Source organism: Kutzneria sp. 744, from assembly GCF_000568255.1.
GTDB lineage: Bacteria > Actinomycetota > Actinomycetes > Mycobacteriales > Pseudonocardiaceae > Kutzneria.
This window is the reverse complement of the sequence record NZ_KK037166.1, coordinates 972,138-980,214: the sequence shown is the minus strand read 5'-3', so window position 1 is coordinate 980,214 and position 8,077 is coordinate 972,138. Positions and strand designations below refer to the sequence as shown.

Here is an 8,077-nt window from a genome sequence, read left to right as displayed (position 1 = left end):
ACTTCCCCGGCTCCGGCTCGTCGGTCTGCAACGCCGGCCCCGGCTGGGACGGCCCCACCGGCCTCGGCACCCCGCACGGGCTCGAAGCCTTCTGAGTTCTGGAGACTGCCTTGAAGAACCTCGCCCTGGCCGTCGCCGGCCTGCTCGCCCTGCCCGCCTTGACCGCCGCCGCGTCCCCACCGCCGGTGCAGTGCGGCGTCAACCTTGTGTCCTTCTACTACGGCGGGTTCAGCCAGAACCTCAGCCTCGGCACGTTCGACGTGACGTTGGTGGCCCACGACGGCGTCACCTGCGCCCTGCCGGACACCCCGCTGATCACCGCTTCCGGGCCCGACGGCGACCTGCCCGTGCACGTCAACGGCCGCGGCGGCATCCTCACGCTGCGCCCCGACAGCCCGTTGCACGCCACGATCGCCTACAACCGCCCCGACCTGCCGGAGAACGCCGCCAAGGTCAGCGTCCTCCGGCTGGCCATGCCCGACAAGTCGTTGCGGGGCACCTTCTTCGGCACGCCCGGCGTGATCGACATCCAGAAGGACGGCGTCTCGGTCACCGCCTGGCGCACCGGCATCGGTCTGGGGCAGGGGGAGGGGACCAGCTGATCAGCGGGGCTCGCCGAACCAGCGGCCCAGCGCCGGCTCCAGCTCGTCCGGATCGCCGGCCCAGCACACGTAGCCGTCGGGACGGACGAGCATCGGCGTGCCGATGGTGACCCGGTCGACCCGGTCCGACCAGAGATCGGCGATCTTGCCGAACTGGTCGGCCGGGTCGAACAGCACGCCGCGCCCGGAGCGCAGCAGCTCGTGCAGGCCGTCCACATCGGACGCCGCGTGCCCGGTGTCGACGCCGGGCATCTCGTAGCGAATGGCCGTGCCGGACAACAGATCCCCGAGCCGACGCTGCACCGCCGGCAGCTGGGCCAGGTCCTGGAACAGGCTGCGGGTGGCCATCACGTCGGGGTCGCGGGTGCCGAGCCAGTCCATGATCAGGCTCTGCGCCTGCACATTGCGCAGCACCGCCGCCCCGACCGGGTGGCGTTCATCGTGGTATGTGTCGAGCAGGCGCGGCGGGGCCCACCCGTGCACGGCGGCGCCGAGCTTCCAGCCCAGGTTGACGGCGTCCTGGATGCCGGTGTTCATGCCCTGCGCGCCGAGCGGCAGGTGCACGTGGGCGGCGTCGCCGGCCAGGAACACCCGGCCGTGCCGGTACTGCGCGGCCTGGCGGGCGGCGTTGGTGATGCGGCGGGAGTAGCGGAGTTCCAGCAGCTGCACGCGGTCGTCGAAGACGGTGCGCAGGCCGTCGCGGAGCTCCTCCTCGGTGATCGGGGTGTCCCGGGGCACCGACCGGCCCGGGCCGCCCACGACCAGCCGGGTCAGCGGCCGGCCCTGGGGATCGGTGCCGAGCGGGAACAGCGCCACCCAGGTGCCGTCGTCGCTCCAGGTGTGGGACATCTCCCCGCCGGCGCCGGCCAGCCGCACGTCGGCCGCGATCACCGTCTTGATGCCCGGCCGGCCGGGGAAGTCGGCCCGCAGCAACGAACGCACCTTGCTGTGGGCGCCGTCGGCCGCGACGACGTAGCGGCTGCGAATGGTGGTGCCGTTGGCAAAAGCGGTGGTGACGCCGTCGCCGTCCTGCGCCAGATCGACCAGCTCGTGATCCCGTCGCGCGCGGATTCCGTGCGCCGCAAGGTGATCCTCGAAAAACGCCTCGATGTCCACCTGCGGCACGGACCGCCACGGCAGGCGGTCGCCGACGTTGTCCAGCGGGAGCTGGATGCCGGCGAAGTGCCCGGCACTCTTGGGGAAGTCTCCCCGGGCCAGCAACGGTTCCATCAGGCCGCGCTGGTCGAGTGCCGCCAGCGTGCGGGACTGCACGCCGCCCGCACGGGACAGATCGCTGCGCTGAGGCAGTTTGTCCACCAGCACCGCCGAAACTCCCGCTACCCGCAGCTCTTCGGCCATCATCAGGCCTGTCGGCCCCGCGCCGACGATCAGCACATCGGTGTCCATGGAATGCCCCCGATTCGGTTCGTTCTCTCGTCGGGGACAACGGTGCCGCCGGTCGGCGCGCCGGGCCAGGAACGGCCCCGATTGCGGTGGGATCCGACATTCACTACCGTCAAGACGGTGGAATCCGACTACGACGAGCTCGACCGGCTGCTCGCCTGCGCCCTCCAGGTCAACGGCCGGGCCCCGTTCAGCCTCATCGCCGAGGTGCTGGGCGTGTCGGATCGCACCATCGCCCGCCGTTACGCCCGGCTGCGTTCCGTCGGGGCGCTGCGGGTCGTCGGCGCGGTCGATCCGACCGCGCTCGGGGCGATCCTTTGGTTCGTGAGGATTCGCTGCGCCCCCAACGCTTCCGTGCCCGTCGCCGAGGCGCTGGCCCGGCGGCCCGACACATCATGGGTGAGCCTCACCTCCGGCGGCACGGAGATCGTCTGCACCGTGCGCACCGAGAACGAGGCCGACAGCGAGGCGTTGCTGCTGGCCAAGCTGCCGCGCACGCCTCGGGTGGAGGGCATGACCGCCCACTCCGTCCTGCATTCGTTCTACGGCGGCCCAGACAGCCTCGTCGCCAAGCTCGGCTCGTTGGACCCCGCCGCCGTCGACTGCCTCCGCCCGCCGCCGCTGCCGTCGCGGCCCGGCCCCGTGAGCCTCGACGACGGCGACCGGAAGCTGTTGGCCGCCTTGGCTTTCGACGGCCGGGCCGAGGTGGAGCAGCTGGCCTCGGTGACTGGCTGGTCGCCCACCACCGTCCGCCGGCGGATGACCGAGCTCCGCGAACGCGGCGTGCTGTACTGGGACATCGACGTCGACGGCCGCCTGTTCGGCGTCGGCCCGCGCACCCTGCTCTGGCTGTCGGTCGCCCCCGCCCACCTGGCAGTCGTCGGCGCCGCCCTGGCTGAGCACCCCGAGATCGCCTTCGCCGCCGCCACCACCGGCCCGTCCAACCTGTGCGCCAGCATCGTCTGCGCCGACCAGCGCTCGCTGTACCGCTACCTCACCACCCGCGTAGCCGACCTGCCCGCCATCACGCACATCGAGACCGCGCCGGTGATCCGCACTGTCAAGCGGGCGGCCAACCAGTCGTGATCAGGCCGTCATGATCTGCTCGACCATGTCCAGGACGAGGGAACCGGTCCGGCCGGCCAGATCCTCCAGGCGTTGCCCGAGCTGTTCCGCCGCCTCGGTGCGCTGCTGCGCCAGGTAGAGCTCCACGGCCTCCTGCCACACCTCGCACGCATCCCCGAGCCGCCCGGCCGCCTCGTACGTGCCGCCAAGCTCCTCCAGCGTTTCCGGCGTCTGGCCGGGAGACGGCCGCGCGGCCGGGACCGAGGACATCAGATCTTCCCGGTCGAGCGTGTCGAGGGTGATCGAGTGGAGGTCGGCCAACCGCAGGCGCGGATTGGTGACGACGTGCCCGGCGACGATGCTCAGCGCCAGCGGGAATCCGCCACACTGCCGGACCAGCTCGGTCACCGCCGCCGGCTCGGCCTCGATCCGCGCCGGGCCGAGGCGTTCGGACAGGAGCTCGCGGGCGTCGGCCTCGGGCAGCACGTCGAGCAGGAGCGGCCGTCCCGAGTGGACGGTGACCAACGCGTGCAGCGGATGGCGGCTGGTGACGACCACCGTGCACGTCTTGCCGCCGGGCAGCAGCGGCGCGACCTGCGCGGTGCTGGCGGCGTTGTCCAGAAACACCAGGATCCGCTTGCCCGCGACGAGGCTGCGGAACAGCGCCGCCTGCGCGTGCACGTCGACCGGGACGCGGCCGGGATCGACGCCGAGGGCGTCCAGAAGTCCGCGCAGCGCCACACCTGGTGTCATGGGTTGTCCGGTTGGTCCGAAACCTTCCAGATCAACGAAAAGCTGCCCGTCGGCGAACCGGTCGAGGTGCCGATGGGCCCAGTGCAGGGCCAGCGAGGTCTTGCCGACGCCGGCCGCCGCCGTGATGACCATCGGCGCCCCGTCCAGGGCCGTGTCGAGCCGGTCCAGCTCCTCGTCCCGGCCGACGAACGGCAGCGGCGCGGCCGGCAGTTGCCGGGGCACGGGCATGCCGGAGTTGACGGTGGGGGAGCCGCCGGCGAGCGCGGGATCGGCCCCGAGGATCTGTCGGTGCAGGGCCTGAAGGGCCGCGCCGGGATCCGTGCCCAGCTCGGCGACGAGCTGTTCGCGCAGCCGCTGGTAGTACGCGAGGGCGTCCGCGGTGCGTCCGGCGCGGTAAAGAGCGAGCAGGTACTGGCCGGCGGCCAGCTCGTCCAAAGGGTCCAGCGCGACGCGGCGGGACAGCGTCGCCAGGAGCTGTTCTCCTTGCCCCAGACGGAGTCTCACGCTGGTCAGCGCGTGCTCGGCGGCGGAGCGCTCCTGGTGCAGGCGGTCGCGTTCGGCCTGCACCCAGTCGCCGTCGAGGCCGGTCAGCGCCTCGTCGCGCCACAGTTCCAGCGCCTCGGTGAGCAGCCGCTCCGCCCGCACGTCGTCGGCGTCGCCGCGCGCACGCGTGCACAGCTCACGAAATCGGTCGAGGTCCGTGGCCCCGGCCAGCAGGACGTATCCGCCGGAGCGTCTGGCGATGTCGACGTCATCGTCCGCGAGGATCCGCCGCAGGCGGGAAAGATAGGTGTGCAGGCTCCCTCGCCGCTGCGGCGCGGTTTCCGGCGTCCACACGCGCTCGGCCAGTCGGTCCAGCGGCACCACGCGACCGCTGTTCACGGCCAGTGCCGCCAGCACGCAGCGCTGCCGCGCCGGCCCCAGATCCACCAGTTGCCCGCCGACGTGCGCGGTCACTTCGCCCAGCAGCCCGATCGCCGTCATGTTCGTCCCCCCGGATTCCCACGGTGCACCGTGCTCGCGGCCGGCGGACGCCGACCGTGACCACGGTCCCGAAGCGGTATTGAACTGGTGATTTGAAGATCTTTCAAGAGAAACGCAAGGGATCCTCCTCACGATGGCAGCCGTTTCGGCGGTCATGGGGAGGGGACAGAAGGTGGGCTTTCGAAAGCTCGCGGTCTCGACGGTCGCGCTCGGCGCGGTCATCGGTGTTGCCGTGCCGGCCAGTGCACTGAGTGGAGGAACGGCGGCGCCGGACGGAAGTTACGGCTACGCCGCGCGAATCGTGGTCAACGGCACCACCGCCGGCTGCTCCGGCGCGGTGGTGGCGCAGGGATGGGTGCTCACGGCGAAGGCGTGCTTCGGCGCGACCGTGGTCGACGGACCGCCGCCGCAGCCGACGACCGTGTCGGTGGGTCCGAAGGTCGCCGATGTGCCGGATCTGGTGGTGGACCGGCTGGTGCCGTACCCGGATCGGGACGTGGTGCTGGCGCACGTGCTGTCCAGCCACCCGTCGACGCCGGTGCCGGCCCAGACGCCGGTGCCGATCGGCGTGACGGCGCCCGCGACCGGTGACACGCTGCGGTTGGCCGGCTTCGGCCGGACTGCCACCGACTGGGTGCCGGCCCGGCTGAACACCGCCAGCTACACCGTGCAGGGCGTCGCGGCGACGTCGGCGTCGATCGCGGCGACCGGCGGCGCGAACGACCCGTGCAAGGGCGACGCCGGTGGCCCCGTGCTGCGGGATGTCGGCGACCACGTCGAACTCGTGGGCATCGCCAGCACGTCCTGGCAGCACGGCTGCCTGGACAGCACCGAGACGCGCACCGGCGCCACGGTGACCCGGGTCGACGACCTCGGCCCGTGGATCGCGCAGCAGACCGTGCCGCTGAGCGCCAATCCGAACCGGTTCATCCTGGCCGACCTGGACGGCGACCACCGGGCCGAGCTGATGGTGATCTACCCGAACGGCGACGTGCACGCCTGGCACAACGACGGCGGCGGCTCGGCCACCACGTGGAACCCGGCCGACGTGGTCGTGGCCACCGGCATGACGGTGGACCGGACCTACTTCGCCGATCTCGACGGCGACGGCAAGGCCGACCTCATCTCGCTCGGGGCCGACGGCGACGCGCACGCCTGGCACAACACCAAGGGCTTCGCCGCGTCGCCGTTCGACACCACGGTGCCGGCCGGCGTCAAGGTGGCCACCGGCTTCCCCGACGGCCGGCGGCTGAAGTGGGCCGACCTGGACGGCGACCACAAGTCCGACGTGCTGTCGGTCGACGCCACCGGCGACGTCCGCGCCTGGCACAACGGCGCCGGCTTCGCCGAGATGCCGTGGAACGGCTTCATTCCGAAGTTCGCCACGGGTATGACGGTCGACGGCACCTTCTTCCCCGACCTGGACGGCGACGGCAAGGCCGACGTGGTCCAGATGCGGGCCGACAACAACGGCTACTCCTGGCGCAACGCCCGTGGCTTCGTGCAGGACACGTGGGATCCCACCCTCGTGCGGGTGGTGGAGGGCTTCACCAACCCGCTGACGCTGCGCTTCGCCGACCTCACCGGCGACGGCAAGCCCGACGCCGTCGCGATCGACCCGAACAACCAGATCCGCACGTGGCCCAACACCAAGGGCTGGGCGGAGATGCCGTGGGGCGCCCCCGTCGTCATCCCCACCCCGTACGTGCCGTGACCCGGACCGGAAAGGAATCGCGATGAGACGACCCTCGAGACGCGTGACGGTCCTCGCGGCCGTCCTGGCCACGGGCGCGACGCTCGTCGCCGCGTTCACTGCCCAGGCCGCCGGCCAGAGCGACGACGCGCCGCCGAGCACAGTGGAGGACTTCTCCTACCCGGGCGCGGCCCAGATCCTGGCCCAGCAGCAGGTGCAGCTGGTGTCCGGCGACGGCCACATCGTGCTGGCGCAGTGCCCGACCGGGCCCGACACCGTCGGCCTGATCATGGTCCGCTCCACCGACCCGGTGGGCGCCGACCACGACGGCAGGATCTGCTTCCACGTGCTGGCCGCCACCGGCCAGCTGACCTTGAAGATCCCGGCGGTGTTCTCCATCCGCGGTGACGGCCTCCAGGCCGGGCAGGGCCACAAGCTGAAGGCCAAGCTCACCACCGACAACGGGACCGAGTCCACTGTGGACGTCAATCCGAGCGGCACCACCCAGGTGGGCATCGCCACGTCGCCGCCCGGCGACGCGACGACGCTGCTGCGCCTGGACGCCTCGTCCTGAGGTTCGACCACCACCGAGGAGATGGATCGATGCCGGGTCGCCTGAGGGCTGCTCTCGCGCTGGTTCTGACGACGACGGTGATCGCGACGCTCGCCCCCCGCCGCTTTCGGCGGCCGGGGCGAGCCCGCTGCCACCGATCGCCACGCCGGACCAAGTGTGAGTGCGCAGGCTCGAACCACCGCGCTCATGCTGTGGCGCCTCGGCGGCCCGGTCACCAAACGCGACGCCCAGGCGGCGTTGCTCGGGTCGGACGCGGACGTCAGCGACTTCCTGCACCGGCTCAAGGCCGCCGACGTCCTGATCGACCATGACGTCGCCGTCAACCAGCTGATGGCTTCCGGCGGCCCGGCCACGAAGACCGCGGGCCAGCAGGCCCTGGACGCCGGCACCGACTCGGCGCTGACGGCGTTCCTGGCCGACGGCTGGGAGACGCCGCACGACAACGACCTGAACCTGCGGGTCAACCAGGTCATGTCGGCCGGCGGGGCGCAGGTGCGCGCCGCGGGGCAGAAGGCGTTGGACGCCGGCACCGAGGAGGCCCTCCAGGACTTCCTGGACAACGGCTGGCAGCAGCCGTTCGAGATCGACCAGACCGTCAAGGTCAACCAGCTGATGGCGGCCGGCGGCCCCGAGGTGCGGCTGGCCGCGCAGCAGGCGTTGGACGCCGGCACGCTCGACGCGCTGAACCAGTTCCTGGCCGTCGACCTGCCGGTGGCCCAGGCCCGTGACGCCGAGACGGCCGGCATCTCTGTCCTCGTGTTGACGGCTCAGCAGGCCGCAGACCAGGCGGCCGCCGAGACTCAGGCAGCGAAGCTGGAGTCCGAGCGCGCCGCCACGGAGGCGGCGGCCGCGCAACGTGCGGCGCAGGCGGCCAAGGACGCGGCGCAGCGGCCCACAACCACGCAGACCAGGCCACGGACGCAGCGGCCAAGGCGGCCTACGCGGCGAACCAGGCCGCCGCGACAGCCCGGCAGGCGATCGGCGCGGCCAACGCGGCCTCGG

Annotated in this window: 7 protein-coding genes; 5 read left to right on the top strand and 2 right to left on the bottom strand. The window is 72.1% G+C overall.

The genetic code is table 11. The features are described from left to right. Positions 1-110: 110 nt before the first annotated feature. On the top strand, positions 111-602 hold the full coding sequence (locus KUTG_RS04270) for a hypothetical protein (protein WP_043715047.1): 492 nt from the start codon (positions 111-113) through the stop codon (positions 600-602). Here KUTG_RS04270 and KUTG_RS04265 read toward each other — a convergent pair whose 3' ends face one another. Continuing rightward, a complete protein-coding gene (locus KUTG_RS04265) occupies positions 603-2,009 on the bottom strand; it encodes an FAD-dependent monooxygenase (protein WP_043715045.1) in 1,407 nt (468 codons plus the stop codon). 117 nt (positions 2,010-2,126) lie between these two features. Here KUTG_RS04265 and KUTG_RS04260 point away from each other — a divergent pair, with 117 nt between their 5' ends. After that, positions 2,127-3,092, top strand: a complete 966-nt coding sequence (locus KUTG_RS04260) for an Lrp/AsnC family transcriptional regulator (RefSeq protein WP_043728239.1) — start codon at positions 2,127-2,129, stop codon at positions 3,090-3,092. On the opposite strand, the gene KUTG_RS04255 is transcribed toward KUTG_RS04260, so the two are convergent. Next, positions 3,093-4,808, bottom strand: a complete 1,716-nt coding sequence (locus KUTG_RS04255) for an AfsR/SARP family transcriptional regulator (RefSeq protein WP_052393916.1) — start codon at positions 4,806-4,808, stop codon at positions 3,093-3,095. A gap of 172 nt (positions 4,809-4,980) precedes the next feature. Here KUTG_RS04255 and KUTG_RS04250 point away from each other — a divergent pair, with 172 nt between their 5' ends. The 3 genes from KUTG_RS04250 to KUTG_RS04240 all read left to right on the top strand — a co-directional run. Further along, positions 4,981-6,522, top strand: a complete 1,542-nt coding sequence (locus KUTG_RS04250) for an FG-GAP-like repeat-containing protein (protein ID WP_043715043.1) — start codon at positions 4,981-4,983, stop codon at positions 6,520-6,522. A gap of 43 nt (positions 6,523-6,565) precedes the next feature. Continuing rightward, positions 6,566-7,075, top strand: coding sequence for a hypothetical protein (locus tag KUTG_RS04245; protein WP_052393914.1), 510 nt, complete (start codon positions 6,566-6,568; stop codon positions 7,073-7,075). 186 nt (positions 7,076-7,261) lie between these two features. Beyond that, a partial coding sequence (locus KUTG_RS04240; protein WP_232240654.1) for an ALF repeat-containing protein occupies positions 7,262-8,077 on the top strand: 816 nt, incomplete at its 3' end.